Origin of the sequence: Pseudomonas sp. NIBRBAC000502773 (assembly GCF_006517195.1) — a bacterium.
Taxonomy (GTDB): domain Bacteria; phylum Pseudomonadota; class Gammaproteobacteria; order Pseudomonadales; family Pseudomonadaceae; genus Aquipseudomonas; species Aquipseudomonas marginalis.
This window is the reverse complement of the sequence record NZ_CP041189.1, coordinates 1749574-1762340: the sequence shown is the minus strand read 5'-3', so window position 1 is coordinate 1762340 and position 12767 is coordinate 1749574. Positions and strand designations below refer to the sequence as shown.

Here is a 12767-nt window from a genome sequence, read left to right as displayed (position 1 = left end):
TGGATCGCCACTGTATTGAGGGACGGTATTTGCCATAATGCCCCCGCTTTCATACCTATAGGCCCGATATGCAGGAAAACGCCCACACCCCCGTCAAAGACGCTGCCCCCACCGGCACCCAGACCCTGCTGCGTGGCCTGGGCGTCGTGCAGGCGGTGGCGGCCGGTGCGCGGGATCTGAAAGAGATCGCCAGGCGCATCGGCACCACCCGCAGCACCACCCACCGCCTGGCCAGTTGCCTGGTGGAAGAGCGTTACCTGCGCGTGGTACCGCAAGTCGGCTACCTGTTGGGGCCGAAGTTGATCGAGCTGGGGTTTCAGGCCCGCGAAGAGCTGCCGCTGGTGACCCTGGCGGTGCCGTACCTGGACGAGTTGTCGGCATTGACCGGCGACACCATCCACCTGGCCATTCGCGAATACGACGACGTGCTCTACCTGCACAAGAACCCTGGCCGCAACGGTCCGGAAATGCGCTCGCGGGTCGGCCATCGCATGCCGTTGGCGCGCACGGGCGTGGGCAAGGCGATGCTGCTGGATGACTCGGTGCAAGAGTGGCAGCGCTTGTACGAGACCAGCCTGCCGGCGGGTGGGAAAAACCTGCAATGGCCGCAGCATCCAGAACAGTCCTGGGCGCAGTTCGAGCAGCGCATGCGTGAGTATGTGGTGGGCGGGTATGCGTTCGACCTGGAAGACAACGAACCGTCGATCCGTTGCGTGGCGGCACCGGTGCGCGATGCCAGCCGGCGAATCGTCGCCGGCATCAGCATCGCCAGTACCGTGCCCTACATGCCGCTGGAGAAAATGGCCGAGCTGATCCCTGTGATCAAACAGGTCGCAGCGCGGCTGTCGGCGGAGTTGGGTGCGAAGGCCTGATCAGACCTTCAAGGTCGCCATGTCGATGACAAAGCGGTACTTCACATCACCGGCGATCATGCGGGTATAGGCCTCGTTGATCTGGCGGATGTCGAGCATTTCGATGTCGCAGGTGATGCCATGCTCGGCGCAGAAATCCAGGACTTCCTGGGTTTCGGCAATGCCACCGATCAGCGAACCGGCCAGCACTTTACGCCCCAATACCAGTTTGGCGGCGTTGACCGGTGGGTCCACGGGCTCGATCAGGCCAACCAGGATGTGCACGCCATCAAAGCGTAATACGTCGAGGTAGGGGTTCAGGTCGTGCTGCACCGGGATGGTGTCGAGCAGGAAGTCAAAGCTGCCGGCGGCGGCTTGCATCTGTTCGGCATCGGTGGACACGATCACATGGTCGGCACCCTGGCGACGACCTTCTTCAGCCTTGCTCGCCGAGCGGGTGAACAGTGTCACTTCCGCGCCCATGGCCTTGGCGAACTTGATGCCCATGTGGCCCAGGCCACCCATGCCGAGAATCCCGACCTTGTCGCCAGCCTTGACGCCGTAGTGCTTGAGCGGCGAATAGGTGGTGATGCCTGCGCACAGGATCGGCGCGGCGCTGGCCAGGTCGAGCTTGGCCGGGATCTTCACCACGAAGTGCTCGCTGACCACGATGCTGTCGGAGTAACCGCCCATGGTGTTGCTGCCATCGACGCGGTCCGGTGTGGCGTAGGTCATGGTCGGGCCTTCGAGGCAATATTGCTCCAGGTCCGATTTGCACGCTTCGCAGTGGCGGCACGAATCGACCATGCAGCCGACACCGACGAGGTCGCCGACTTTATGCGCGGTCACGCGGGCGCCGACGGCGGTGACTTTGCCGACGATCTCGTGGCCCGGCATCAGCGGGTACACGGCGATGCCCCATTCGTTGCGCGCCTGGTGGATGTCGGAGTGGCACACGCCGCAGTAGAGAATCTCGATGGCCACGTCATCGGCGCGCGGGCTGCGGCGTTCAAACGACATGGGGGCGAGGGGAGTGGTGGCCGACTGGGCGGCGTAACCGATGGCGGTATACATGGCGAAAACCTCGCAAAAGCAGGGACAGATGAGGCGGGCCATTTTCCGCGTCACCCCCTGATGCGGCCATGGCGATTGCTCCGAGTCTCATGCCTATTCGTCCGGGAGTGCCCCCTGTTTGGATTCATCGGCGGCCAGACCTGCGATGATGCTCTCATCCCTTATTCGCGAAGTTTTTTGCCATGCTGTTGACCCGCCATGTTGATGCCAACGCCATGCTGGTTGCCCTGATCGAGGGGCTGACGTCCCGCGACGGTTTCTCCCCGACCCACCTGCCGGGCGTGCAAGTGCTGCGCGCCAGTTGCGACGTAGAGCGCGGCCCGCAGATCTACGAGCCGAGCCTGATGTTCGTGGCCCAAGGCAGCAAGGTCGCCTACCTGGGCCCGCGTACGCTGGAGTATGGCGCCGGGCACTACCTGATCCAGGCGATGCCGGTGCCGTTCGAGTGCGAGACGTTCGCCATGGCGCCCGGTGCGCCGCTGCTGGGGGTGACCGTGGGCATCGACCGCGTGGTGCTGGGTGAGTTGGTGATGGCCATGGGCATGCAGGCCGGTCCGCCGCCGACCGCGCAAACCCTGGAGTCGATGAGTTCGGTGGTCCTGGATGACGCCATGCGTGGCTGCGTCGAGCGGCTGCTGCAGTGCCTGCACGATCCACTGGAAAGCCGGATCATGGGGCCGGCGCGGGTGCGGGAATTATTGTTCACCGCCTTGCGCGGCCCCCAGGCCGATGTGCTGCGCGCCTTGGTGGAACAGCAGGGGCAGTTTTCGCGGATCGCCACGTCGTTGAACCACCTGCATGCCCACTACGCCGAGCCGCTGAATATCGAGACGTTGGCGGGGTACGCGCACATGAGTGCGTCGACGTTTCACGAGCATTTCAAGCGTTGCACGCTGCTGTCGCCGGTGCAGTACTTGAAGCGTTTGCGCTTGCTCAAGGCTCAGCAGTTGCTGCTGGTGGAGGGCATGGGCGTGGCGCAGGCGGCGCACAGCGTGGGGTACCAGAGTACGTCGCAGTTCAGTCGCGAGTACAAGCGCTACTTCGAGCGTAACCCTGGCGAAGAGCGGGCTGCCTAGTCATTTCAGGCAAGCCCCCTCCCACAGTTGACCGAGTTTGACTGCATAAAAAAGGCTCCCATTCGGGAGCCTCGCTTGGCTTACATATTCGGGTAAGTCGGCCCACCCGCACCTTCCGGTGTGACCCACGTGATGTTCTGCGAAGGGTCCTTGATGTCACAGGTCTTGCAGTGCACGCAGTTCTGGGCGTTGATCTGGAAGCGCTTTTCGCCGTCTTCCTGGGTGATCACTTCATACACGCCGGCCGGGCAGTAACGCTGCGCCGGTTCATCGTAGAGCGGCAGGTTGGTGCCGATCGGGATGCTTGGGTCTTTCAACTTCAAGTGGCACGGCTGCTCTTCTTCGTGGTTGGTACCGGAGATGAACACCGAACTCAGTTTGTCGAAGCTCAACTTGCCGTCGGGTTTCGGGTAGTCGATCTTCTTGCTGTCTTTGGCCAGCTTCAGGCAGGCGTAGTCCGGCTTGGTGTCGTGCAGGGTGAACGGCATCTTGCCGCCGAGGATGTTCTGGTCCAACCAGTTGAAGCCGGCGCCGATGATCGGGCCGAACTTGTGCATCGCCGGGCCGAAGTTGCGGCTGGCGAACAGTTCTTCGTAGAGCCAGCTGGATTTGAAGCTGTCAACGTAAGCGGTCAGCTCATCACCCCCTTCGGACTCGGCAAACAGGCGGTCGGCCACGGCGTCGGCGGCGAGCATGCCGGACTTCATGGCGGTGTGGCTGCCTTTGATCTTGGCGAAGTTGAGGGTGCCCAGGTCGCAGCCGATGAGCGCGCCGCCCTTGAAGACCATCTTCGGCAGCGAGTTCAGGCCGCCTTTGCAGATGGCGCGTGCGCCGTAGCTGATGCGCTTGCCGCCTTCCAGGTACTGGGCCAGCACCGGATGGTGCTTGAGACGCTGGAACTCATCGAACGGCGACAGGAAGGTGTTGCTGTAGGACAGGTCGACGATCAGGCCAACCACCACCTGGTTGTTTTCCAGGTGATAGAGGAACGAGCCACCGGTGTTCTCGTTGCTCATGATGTCCAGCGGCCAACCGGCGGTGTGCACCACCAGGCCTGGCTGGTGCTTGGCCGGGTCGATCTCCCAGATTTCCTTGAGGCCGATGCCGTAGTGCTGGGCGTCGGCGTCGCTGTCCAGGTTGAAACGCTGGATCAACTGCTTGCCGATATGCCCACGGCAGCCTTCGGCGAACAGCGTGTACTTGCCGCGCAGTTCCATGCCGGGGGTATAGACGCCTTCCTTTGGCTGGCCTTCACGGTCGACGCCGAGGTCGCCGGTGATGATCCCGCGCACCACGCCGTTTTCATCGAACAGTGCTTCCTGGGCGGCGAAGCCTGGGTAGACTTCCACGCCCAGGTTCTCGGCCTGCTGGGCCAGCCAGCGGCACAGGTTGCCCAGGGAGATGATGTAGTTGCCTTCGTTGTGCATGGTCTTGGGCACGAAGAAGTCAGGCACCTTGGTGGAGGTGTCGGCGCTGCGCAGCACATAGATGTCATCGCGCACCACGGGGGTATTGAGCGGGGCGCCGAGTTCCTTCCAGTCCGGGAACAGTTCGTTCAGGGCGCGGGGTTCGAACACGGCACCGGAGAGGATGTGTGCGCCCACTTCGGAGCCTTTCTCGACCACGCAGACGCTGATTTCCTTACCGGCTTCGGCGGCCTTCTGCTTCAGTCGGCAGGCGGCAGACAGGCCCGCCGGGCCAGCGCCGACGATGACCACGTCGAATTCCATGTATTCGCGTTCCACAGGCTATCTCCTACTCAAGGCTCAACAGGCTTTTTTTCTAATGGGTGGAGGTTCGGTGTCGTGTCCGTCATCGCCGTGCGCAACGGCAGGGGATGACCCACCTGTCTCTCTAGGTGGCGCATTATATATAGACCACTGTCAGCGTCCAATACAAACGTTTGTTTGAATTGCCCGCAGGCTAGGTAAATCAAAGCAACGCGGCTTATGACTGGCCATTTTGCCGTATTGACCAGAATAGGCGTTCCGGTCAATATACGGTCGGTTTTGCACAGACCGTAGGCAGACTGTAGGTTTCAAGAGCACGTCCAAAAGCACGGCAAAGGCAAAACAGGTGACGCGCGTTTAATTGATGGCGCGCAGTTTACACGCCGCGATAAAGAATGACCTCCCAGTCACCACTGACGAACGGTCATCACTTCCCGTGAGCAAGGTCATTCGCCGCCGTTTTTGGAGGTGCCCTTGTGTGCCGATGAGCATCAACCGCCAGGTTCGCCTAGGCGACTTTCTTTTCACCGGAGAGTAACGAGGAATCCATGAAGGTTCTTGTAGCTGTCAAACGCGTTGTCGATTACAACGTGAAAGTTCGCGTCAAGGCGGACAATTCCGGCGTCGACCTTGCTAACGTCAAGATGTCGATGAACCCTTTCTGTGAAATCGCCGTGGAAGAAGCCGTACGCCTGAAAGAGAAAGGCGTGGCGACTGAAATCGTTGTGGTTTCCATCGGCCCGACCACTGCTCAAGAGCAGTTGCGTACCGCCCTGGCACTGGGTGCCGACCGCGCTATCCTGGTCGAGTCCGCTGAAGAACTGACCTCCCTGGCCGTGGCCAAGTTGCTCAAGGCCGTTGTCGACAAGGAACAGCCTCAGCTGGTGATCCTCGGCAAACAGGCGATCGACAGCGACAACAACCAGACTGGCCAGATGCTGGCTGCACTGACCGGTTACGGCCAGGGCACCTTCGCTTCGAAAGTCGAAGTGAGCGGCGACAATGTTGCCGTGACCCGCGAAATCGACGGCGGCGCGCAGACGGTTTCCCTGAAGCTGCCGGCCATCGTCACCACCGACCTGCGTTTGAACGAGCCGCGCTACGCGTCCCTGCCAAACATCATGAAAGCCAAGAAGAAGCCTCTCGAAGTGCTGACTCCGGATGCTTTGGGCGTTTCCACCGCCTCCACCAACAAGACCGTCAAAGTTGAAGCCCCGGCTGCACGCAGCGCAGGCATCAAGGTCAAGTCGGTGGCTGAACTGGTCGAGAAACTGAAAAACGAAGCGAAGGTAATCTAATCATGACTATCTTGGTAATCGCAGAACACGACAATAAGGTGCTGGCCCCGGCCACCCTGAACACTGTTGCTGCTGCCGCTAAAATCGGTGGCGACATCCACGTACTGGTCGCCGGTCAAGGCGCTGGCGCCGTGGCTGAGGCTGCAGCCAAAGTGGCTGGCGTGAGCAAAGTACTGCTGGCCGACAACGCCGCTTACGCTCACCAACTGCCGGAAAACGTTGCCCCCCTGGTAGCAGAGCTGGGCGCTGGCTACAGCCACATCCTGGCTGCCGCTACCTCCAACGGCAAAAACATCCTGCCACGCGTTGCCGCGCAGCTGGACGTTGACCAGATCTCCGAGATCATCTCGGTAGAAAGCGCCGACACCTTCAAGCGCCCGATCTACGCCGGTAACGCCATTGCCACCGTGCAATCGACCGCTGCCGTCAAAGTCATCACCGTGCGTGCCACCGGTTTCGATCCGGTTGCCGCTGAAGGTGGCTCGGCTGCCGTTGAAGCCGTCTCCGCGGCCCACGACGCTGGCACCTCCAGCTTTGTCGGCGAAGAGCTGGCCAAGTCGGACCGTCCTGAGCTGACCGCTGCCAAGATCGTCGTTTCCGGCGGCCGTGGCATGCAGAACGGCGACAACTTCAAGCACCTGTACGCCCTGGCCGACAAGCTCGGCGCTGCGGTCGGCGCCTCCCGCGCGGCCGTCGACGCAGGCTTCGTACCCAACGACATGCAGGTCGGCCAGACCGGCAAGATCGTTGCGCCACAGCTGTACATCGCCGTCGGTATCTCCGGCGCGATCCAGCACTTGGCCGGCATGAAAGACTCCAAGGTGATCGTCGCGATCAACAAGGACGAAGAAGCACCGATCTTCCAGGTGGCCGATTACGGCCTGGTGGCGGACTTGTTCGAAGCCGTACCTGAGTTGGAGAAGCTGGTCTAATCCAGCCGCTTCACTTATAAAGAGCCCGGTCTAGTGACCGGGCTTTTTTTGGCCCGGGCTTTTTTGAACGCCGGAGAAACCGCCATGGAACTGCGCCCCTGGGCCGTACTGCTGGGACTTACGCTGCTGCCGAGCCTGACCCAGGCAGCCGGCAAATGTGATCGCCTGGTGATCACCGGCAGCCCGGACGCACCGCCGCTGCTGTGGCGCGATCCCCAAGACCCGACGCATTTGATCGGCGCCACCGCCGATGTCTTGCAACTGGTAGCCAAGGAGCTTGGGTTGAAAATCGACCTGCTCTACGGCGGCAAGCGTTCCCTGGCCCTGGACGAAGTGCGCAGCGGGCGCATGGACATCCTCGCCGATGCACCGCTGAACCTTGGCGAGCTGGAAACCCTCGACTACATCCACCCGGCGCTGGTACAGCTCGATTATCTGGTCTGGACCCGCAAGGATTCGGCGCTGGCCTATACCACGGCGGCCGACCTGCATGGCCACAAGGGTGCAGTGTCGGAGCGAGCACGCTTGAGCCGCGACTTTGAAACCTTCGCCGGCCAGCAATTGACCCTGCAACGCCTGCCCACGTTGACCCCGGCCTTCCAGAAACTGCTGCTGGGGGAAGTGGACTACGTGCTGGCCGGGCGTTACTCCGGCATGGCCATGGCCCAGACATTAGGGATGAGCAATGACCTGGTCGCCCGGGACGTGCCCGTCGATCAGCCCGGCCTGTACCTGGCGATTTCCCACAACTCGGCCTGCAATGATCCTTGGCTGCGCGGACAGCTGGCCAAAAAGATGACAGAATTGCCCGGGTCTGGTGTGACGGAAGCCGCGCTGCAGCGCAATCTGGAGCGTTGGAAAGCGCAATTGCAACAACCCGTCGGCACCCCAACAAAGTAGGGATTTTCAGTGACTCTTCGACCTTTTTTCGCGGCCCTCGCCGTTGTCGCTCTGGCGGGATGTGCAGCCGATCCTGCGCCGAATGAACAAATTCGCCTCACCCAGCAAGCCCTGGAACAAGCCAACGCCGTGGGCGCCAGCACCGATGAATCACCCGAACTGAAACTGGCCGAAGACAAATTCGCCCAGGCCAAGGCCGACATGGCCGAGCAATCCTACAAGGACGCGCGCATGCAGGCCGAACAGGCCGAGCTGGATGCGCGCCTGGCCGAAGCCCAGGTGCTGACCCGCAAGAGCCAGGAACAACTGAACGTGCTCAACACCCGCATCACGCGCCTGCGCAAGCAATTGCAGCTGGGAGAAGCCCAATGAACCCGATGATCCGTGGTCTGGGCTGTGCCGTGCTGCTGGGCACTGCGGCACTGGGCGGTTGTGCCAGCCACCCCAATGGCGAACAGGCCTTGCAACAGGCGGGCAGCGACTTCCAGAAGGTCAAGGAAGACGCCAACGTGCTGCGTATCGCACCCAAGGACGTGATCCGCGCCGGTGAATCCCTGGCGCGGGCCGACCGCTTGTCCAGTTACTGGGGCAGCGGCCCCGACGTGGTGCATTACGCCTACCTGAGCCAGCGCTACAGTGCCATCGCCCGCGAACACACCGAGCAGACACTTAACGAAGAGCGTGCAGCCAAGCTCGAACTGGAACGCCAGCGCCTGCAATTGGCCCTGCGCGAAAGCAAGCTGATCAGCGTGCAGCAGCAGGGTAAATGGCTCGAAGAACAGATCGCCAGCCTGACCACCACCCAGACCGATCGCGGCCTGGTGATGACCCTGGGCGACGTGCTGTTCGATACCGGTGAAGCGGAGTTGAAAAATTCGGCCAACCGCACTGTGTTGAAAATCGTGCAGTTCCTGCAACTGAACCCCAAGCGTGTGGTGCGCATCGAGGGGTACGCCGACAATACCGGTGGTCAGCAGGAAAACCTCAAACTGTCCCGTGATCGTGCGCAATCGGTGGCCGATGTGCTGGTGGACCTGGGGATCGACGAGAAACGCATCCAGGTTGAGGGCTACGGCGACCAGTACCCGGTGGAAGCCAACGCCTCCGAGCGTGGCCGCGCGCAGAACCGTCGCGTGGAAATAGTGTTCTCCGACGAGAAGGGCCAGTTGGGCGCCGCTCGCTGAAGCCTTGCGCAAATCAAAAGTGTGGGAGGGGGCTTGCCCCCGATAGCGGTGGATCAGTCACTATTTTCGGCGACTGACACTCCGTCATCGGGAGCAAGCCCCCTCCCACATTGTTCTGTATACATCTGAGTATTCTCTCCACTGACCTTACAGTTTTTACTGTCACTCCCGCGCGCGCTCGACTATTGTGGCAACTGTCCCCGTACACTTCTAAACTGTGCCGGTATGTTTCACACAAAAATAAAATACCCGTGAAATCGAGTGCTGCGTCATGACCAATCTGTTGCTTTACCAACGTATCGCCCAGCAACTGGCTGAGGACATCCGTCGCGGTGTCTATCAACCTGGCGAGCGCGTGCCCTCGGTGCGCAAGATGAGCTCCCAGCTCAATGTCAGCCACGCCACGGTATTGCAGGCCTACGCCAACCTGGAAGATCAGGGATTGATCCGCGCACGGCCGCAGTCCGGTTACTACGTGCACCAGACGCCGGCACTCACGGCGCCCACGCCGGACATCGCGCGGGTCGAGCGCCCGGGGTTGGTCACCCGCAGCAGCATTATCCAGCAGGTATTGGGCGAGTCGCGCCGCGAAGGTGTATTTCCCCTGGGCGCCGCCGTGCCGAGCGTCGACTATCTGCCGGTACGGGCGCTGCACCAGCAATTGGCCAAGGTCACGCGTTTCCAGAGCCCACGCGCCTTCAGCTACATGTTCAGTCCCGGTTTCGAGCCGCTGCGCCGCCAGGTGGCGATTCGCATGCGTGACGCCGGCGTGGTGGTGGACCCCTCCGAAGTGGTAATCACCCACGGCTGTGTTGACGCCTTGCAGATGTCGCTACGGGTGCTGACACGCCCCGGCGACTTGATCGCGGCTGAATCGCCCACCTATTACGGCTTGCTGCAACTGGCCGACCTGTTGGGCCTAAAAGTCATCGAGATCCCCAGCGACCCGTCCACCGGCATGAGCCTGGAAGCCCTGCAACTGGCAGCCAACCAATGGTCGATCAAGGCCCTGGTGTTGACCACGCGCCTGAGCAACCCCCTGGGCGGCACCATGCCCGAGGAACGGCAGAAACAGTTGCTGCGCCTGGCCTCGGATTTCGATATCCAGATTGTCGAAGACGATATCTACGGCGAACTGATGTTCGAACTCGGCCGCACCAAGGCCCTCAAGGCCTATGACCGCCTGGACCGGGTCATCTATTGCTCGAGCTTTTCCAAGACCTTGTCGCCGGGTGTGCGCATCGGCTGGATGATCGCCGGCAAGTACCAGCAGGAAATCCAGCGCCTGCAAATGTTCAGCACCCACTCGGCCTGCAGCGTCACCCAGATGGGTGTGGCAGCGTATCTGGAGAACGGCGGCTACGACCGGCACCTGCGTTACATCCGCCAGGAATACCGCAAGAATCTCAGCGCCTTCCAACTGGCGGTGCAGCAGTATTTCCCGGAAGGCACCCAGATGACCCGTCCGACGGGCGGCTTTATCTTGTGGGTCAGTTTGCCAGGGCGGGTCAATACCCAGGAACTGCACGTGCGCGCCCTGCAACAGGGCATCAGCATTGCGCCGGGGTTGATCTTCAGCAATACCGAGCAGTTCAACCACTGTATTCGTCTTAACTGCGGCACACCGTGGAACCGCGAGGCAGAGCGAGCGCTGATGACCCTGGGGATGCTGGCCAGCCAGTTATGCCAGGAAACCGCAGCCGGCTTTTGAGGCGTTGAAAAGGGACAACGCCGATAGCTGGATGATCACCGTGCTTGTCATGCCGCGCACAACAAGCGAGCATATGGCCCTCTGCCGTTAATGCTGTAGGCAATATGACCTCAATTGTTCGCGCTGCTTTGGTGATTGGCCTGTTAAGCCTGTGTAACGTCGGCACAGCGCTGGCGGCGGCACCCGTGGCTGAAAACAAGCCCGCTGCCAACACCCGGCAGGATGCCCCGGTAAAAAAACCTTCCTCCGCCAAGCAAGCCCCCGTCACGAAGAAGCCAAGCGCCACGGCGAAAAAGCGTGCGTCAACGGCGAAAAAATCCAAGTCAGCCCAGGAAGTGGCACAGACCAAACTGCCACCGGCACAGTTGGATTTGTCCCTACCTTCGGACATGGTCAGGCACCTGCAGCCCCTGGGCACCGTGCCCAAGCCCAAGAGCGTGCCGTTGTTGCCGCCGATGTTCGGTGAAAAGCCTACCGACAACAGTGCGTTCCAGATCAATGGCCGTTTGCTCAGCAATGAGATGAAGCTGCAATTGCGCAACGAAGAGCGCCGTGAAGTGGAAGGTGCGGCGTTGGAATTCGAGTTCAAGCAGTAAACTTTTTCCTGCACAGTGACGCGGGCCATCGACCATCTGTCGCAGACTGGTCGGTCACTTTTGTTTTGTGCGAAAAACCCCTGTTAACCCATTTTAAAACGGCTGTTTAAGGGCGTACTCTAGCCCGGCCGTCCCTATTGAGTCGTCGAGGACCTGCTGGTCATGAATTGCCGTGAAGGCTGTGGCGCCTGCTGCATCGCCCCCTCCATCAGTTCGCCCTTACCCGGGATGCCCAATGGCAAACCGGCGGGCGAACGCTGCCTGCACCTGTCGGTCGAACAGCTGTGCCAACTGTTCGGCCGCCCGGAGCGCCCGGCCGTGTGCAGTGATTTCAAGGCGGATATCGATGTCTGCGGCACCGACCAGGCCGATGCGATTCGGTTGATCGGCTGGTGGGAGCAGATGACGGCGGCTTGATGGGCTTTACTATCGGAACTTCAACAATAAGGAATACAACAATGGGTTCGCTGAAACGAATGGCTGTGCTGTGCGGTTTTACGCTGGTATTTGCTGCCACTGCCCAGGCTGAGGATTGGCAGGTTGCCAAGGATGAAGACGGTATCAAGGTGTCCCTGAGCGAAGTCGCCGGCTCCAAATACAAGGCGTATCGCGGTGTGACCGTGATCAAGGCGCCTGTCGCCAGGATCCAGGCCCTGCAGGAAGATGTGGCCGGTGCCTGCTCGTGGATTCATGAGTGCAAATCCCAGAAGCTAGTGGACAAGAAAGGCGATGAGGCCTGGACCTACACCCAGTTCAAGGCGCCGTTCCCGGTGACCGATCGTGATTCGTACATCCATGTCACCACCACCAAGGACGCCGACGGCAACGTAACCCGCAAGCTGCAGGGCGTGCCGACCTACAAGCCCGAAGAAAAAGGCTACGTGCGTGTCGCTCAGGTCGAGGGCTTCTGGAAACTGGTCCCTAAAGGCGCCAATGAGACCGAAGTCACCTACCAGGTACACACCGAGCCAGGCGGCAGCGTGCCGTCGTGGCTGGCCAACAAGTTCGTGGTGGACGCGCCGTTCAACACCTTGAAAGCCCTGAAGGAACACGCTGAAAAATAACTGCGCTTGATCCGGTGCCTCCTGAGGTGAGTGGAACGTTTGCCGAGCCCTCAAGGTCCAGATAGATGTAAGCCCACACATGGGTTTTATCGAGGAGGCACCGATGCAAAAGTGGCAGATTACCTTCGTTGATGATCACGGCGTACAGTCCGTGGAGCAGTTCACCTGCGAGCACAAGCCCAGCCTCGAAGATGCGGCACACATGATTCGCAACAAGCTGGTGCCCGTGGCCGCCGAACTGGACCTCAATGACCTTGAGGGCCGCAAGCCCGAGCCCACGGTCAAGATCCTCAAAGACCAGAACAGTATTCAGATCCTCGACATCTCTCCCGCCGCCTGAACATTCCCTGT

14 protein-coding genes are annotated in these 12767 nt (G+C 60.9%); 12 read left to right on the top strand and 2 right to left on the bottom strand.

What is annotated here, in order from left to right; all coding sequences use genetic code 11:
- Positions 1–68 precede the first annotated feature (68 nt).
- Entirely contained in the window at positions 69–872 is an 804-nt protein-coding gene (locus NIBR502773_RS08020) for an IclR family transcriptional regulator (RefSeq protein ID WP_027603627.1), read from the top strand.
- Here NIBR502773_RS08020 and NIBR502773_RS08015 read toward each other — a convergent pair whose 3' ends face one another.
- Complete coding sequence (locus NIBR502773_RS08015; RefSeq protein ID WP_141155803.1) at positions 873–1925, bottom strand: NAD(P)-dependent alcohol dehydrogenase; 1053 nt, start codon at positions 1923–1925, stop codon at positions 873–875. It abuts the gene before it with no gap.
- Positions 1926–2107: 182 nt separating this feature from the next.
- Between NIBR502773_RS08015 and NIBR502773_RS08010 the strand changes: the two genes are divergently transcribed.
- Complete coding sequence (locus NIBR502773_RS08010; RefSeq protein WP_141155802.1) at positions 2108–3001, top strand: AraC family transcriptional regulator; 894 nt, start codon at positions 2108–2110, stop codon at positions 2999–3001.
- Positions 3002–3081: 80 nt separating this feature from the next.
- Here the strand turns inward: NIBR502773_RS08010 and NIBR502773_RS08005 are convergent, their stop codons facing one another.
- Positions 3082–4746: an electron transfer flavoprotein-ubiquinone oxidoreductase gene (locus NIBR502773_RS08005; protein ID WP_065940717.1), complete on the bottom strand. Its 1665-nt coding sequence runs from the start codon at positions 4744–4746 to the stop codon at positions 3082–3084.
- 533 nt (positions 4747–5279) lie between these two features.
- On the opposite strand from NIBR502773_RS08005, the gene NIBR502773_RS08000 reads away from it, so the two are divergent.
- The 10 genes from NIBR502773_RS08000 to NIBR502773_RS07955 all read left to right on the top strand — a co-directional run bounded on the left by NIBR502773_RS08000 (position 5280) and on the right by NIBR502773_RS07955 (position 12756).
- Complete coding sequence (locus NIBR502773_RS08000; RefSeq protein ID WP_065924817.1) at positions 5280–6029, top strand: electron transfer flavoprotein subunit beta/FixA family protein; 750 nt, start codon at positions 5280–5282, stop codon at positions 6027–6029.
- A 2-nt stretch (positions 6030–6031) separates the two neighbouring features.
- Positions 6032–6961: an electron transfer flavoprotein subunit alpha/FixB family protein gene (locus NIBR502773_RS07995; protein WP_027603632.1), complete on the top strand. Its 930-nt coding sequence runs from the start codon at positions 6032–6034 to the stop codon at positions 6959–6961.
- A gap of 84 nt (positions 6962–7045) precedes the next feature.
- Positions 7046–7861, top strand: a complete 816-nt coding sequence (locus NIBR502773_RS07990; protein ID WP_141155801.1) for an ABC transporter substrate-binding protein — start codon at positions 7046–7048, stop codon at positions 7859–7861.
- Between the two features lie 9 nt (positions 7862–7870).
- Positions 7871–8233, top strand: a complete 363-nt coding sequence (locus tag NIBR502773_RS07985; protein WP_115489087.1) for a DUF4398 domain-containing protein — start codon at positions 7871–7873, stop codon at positions 8231–8233.
- Complete coding sequence (locus NIBR502773_RS07980) at positions 8230–9045, top strand: OmpA family protein (RefSeq protein ID WP_141155800.1); 816 nt, start codon at positions 8230–8232, stop codon at positions 9043–9045. Before NIBR502773_RS07985 ends, NIBR502773_RS07980 begins: the two co-directional genes overlap by 4 nt.
- A gap of 271 nt (positions 9046–9316) precedes the next feature.
- On the top strand, positions 9317–10756 hold the full coding sequence (locus tag NIBR502773_RS07975) for a PLP-dependent aminotransferase family protein (RefSeq protein WP_017527404.1): 1440 nt from the start codon (positions 9317–9319) through the stop codon (positions 10754–10756).
- Positions 10757–10860: 104 nt separating this feature from the next.
- Positions 10861–11352: a translation initiation factor 2 gene (locus NIBR502773_RS07970; RefSeq protein WP_115489089.1), complete on the top strand. Its 492-nt coding sequence runs from the start codon at positions 10861–10863 to the stop codon at positions 11350–11352.
- Between the two features lie 162 nt (positions 11353–11514).
- Positions 11515–11769 carry a YkgJ family cysteine cluster protein gene (locus tag NIBR502773_RS07965; protein WP_065940713.1) on the top strand — a complete coding sequence of 85 codons (255 nt, stop codon included), beginning with the start codon at positions 11515–11517 and terminating at the stop codon, positions 11767–11769.
- A gap of 41 nt (positions 11770–11810) precedes the next feature.
- On the top strand, positions 11811–12416 hold the full coding sequence (locus NIBR502773_RS07960; protein WP_141155799.1) for an START domain-containing protein: 606 nt from the start codon (positions 11811–11813) through the stop codon (positions 12414–12416).
- A gap of 103 nt (positions 12417–12519) precedes the next feature.
- Entirely contained in the window at positions 12520–12756 is a 237-nt protein-coding gene (locus tag NIBR502773_RS07955; RefSeq protein WP_027603638.1) for a hypothetical protein, read from the top strand.
- Positions 12757–12767 lie beyond the last annotated feature (11 nt).

What these genes read in the sequence shown, in the direction of transcription:
- NIBR502773_RS08020 (WP_027603627.1), top strand. Translation starts at nt 69, where the DNA reads ATGCAGGAAAACGCCCACACCCCCGTCAAAGACGCTGCCCCCACCGGC.
- NIBR502773_RS08015 (WP_141155803.1), bottom strand. Translation starts at nt 1,925, where the DNA reads ATGTATACCGCCATCGGTTACGCCGCCCAGTCGGCCACCACTCCCCTC.
- NIBR502773_RS08010 (WP_141155802.1), top strand. Translation starts at nt 2,108, where the DNA reads ATGCTGTTGACCCGCCATGTTGATGCCAACGCCATGCTGGTTGCCCTG.
- NIBR502773_RS08000 (WP_065924817.1), top strand. Translation starts at nt 5,280, where the DNA reads ATGAAGGTTCTTGTAGCTGTCAAACGCGTTGTCGATTACAACGTGAAA.
- NIBR502773_RS07995 (WP_027603632.1), top strand. Translation starts at nt 6,032, where the DNA reads ATGACTATCTTGGTAATCGCAGAACACGACAATAAGGTGCTGGCCCCG.
- NIBR502773_RS07990 (WP_141155801.1), top strand. Translation starts at nt 7,046, where the DNA reads ATGGAACTGCGCCCCTGGGCCGTACTGCTGGGACTTACGCTGCTGCCG.
- NIBR502773_RS07980 (WP_141155800.1), top strand. Translation starts at nt 8,230, where the DNA reads ATGAACCCGATGATCCGTGGTCTGGGCTGTGCCGTGCTGCTGGGCACT.
- NIBR502773_RS07975 (WP_017527404.1), top strand. Translation starts at nt 9,317, where the DNA reads ATGACCAATCTGTTGCTTTACCAACGTATCGCCCAGCAACTGGCTGAG.
- NIBR502773_RS07970 (WP_115489089.1), top strand. Translation starts at nt 10,861, where the DNA reads ATGACCTCAATTGTTCGCGCTGCTTTGGTGATTGGCCTGTTAAGCCTG.
- NIBR502773_RS07965 (WP_065940713.1), top strand. Translation starts at nt 11,515, where the DNA reads ATGAATTGCCGTGAAGGCTGTGGCGCCTGCTGCATCGCCCCCTCCATC.
- NIBR502773_RS07960 (WP_141155799.1), top strand. Translation starts at nt 11,811, where the DNA reads ATGGGTTCGCTGAAACGAATGGCTGTGCTGTGCGGTTTTACGCTGGTA.
- NIBR502773_RS07955 (WP_027603638.1), top strand. Translation starts at nt 12,520, where the DNA reads ATGCAAAAGTGGCAGATTACCTTCGTTGATGATCACGGCGTACAGTCC.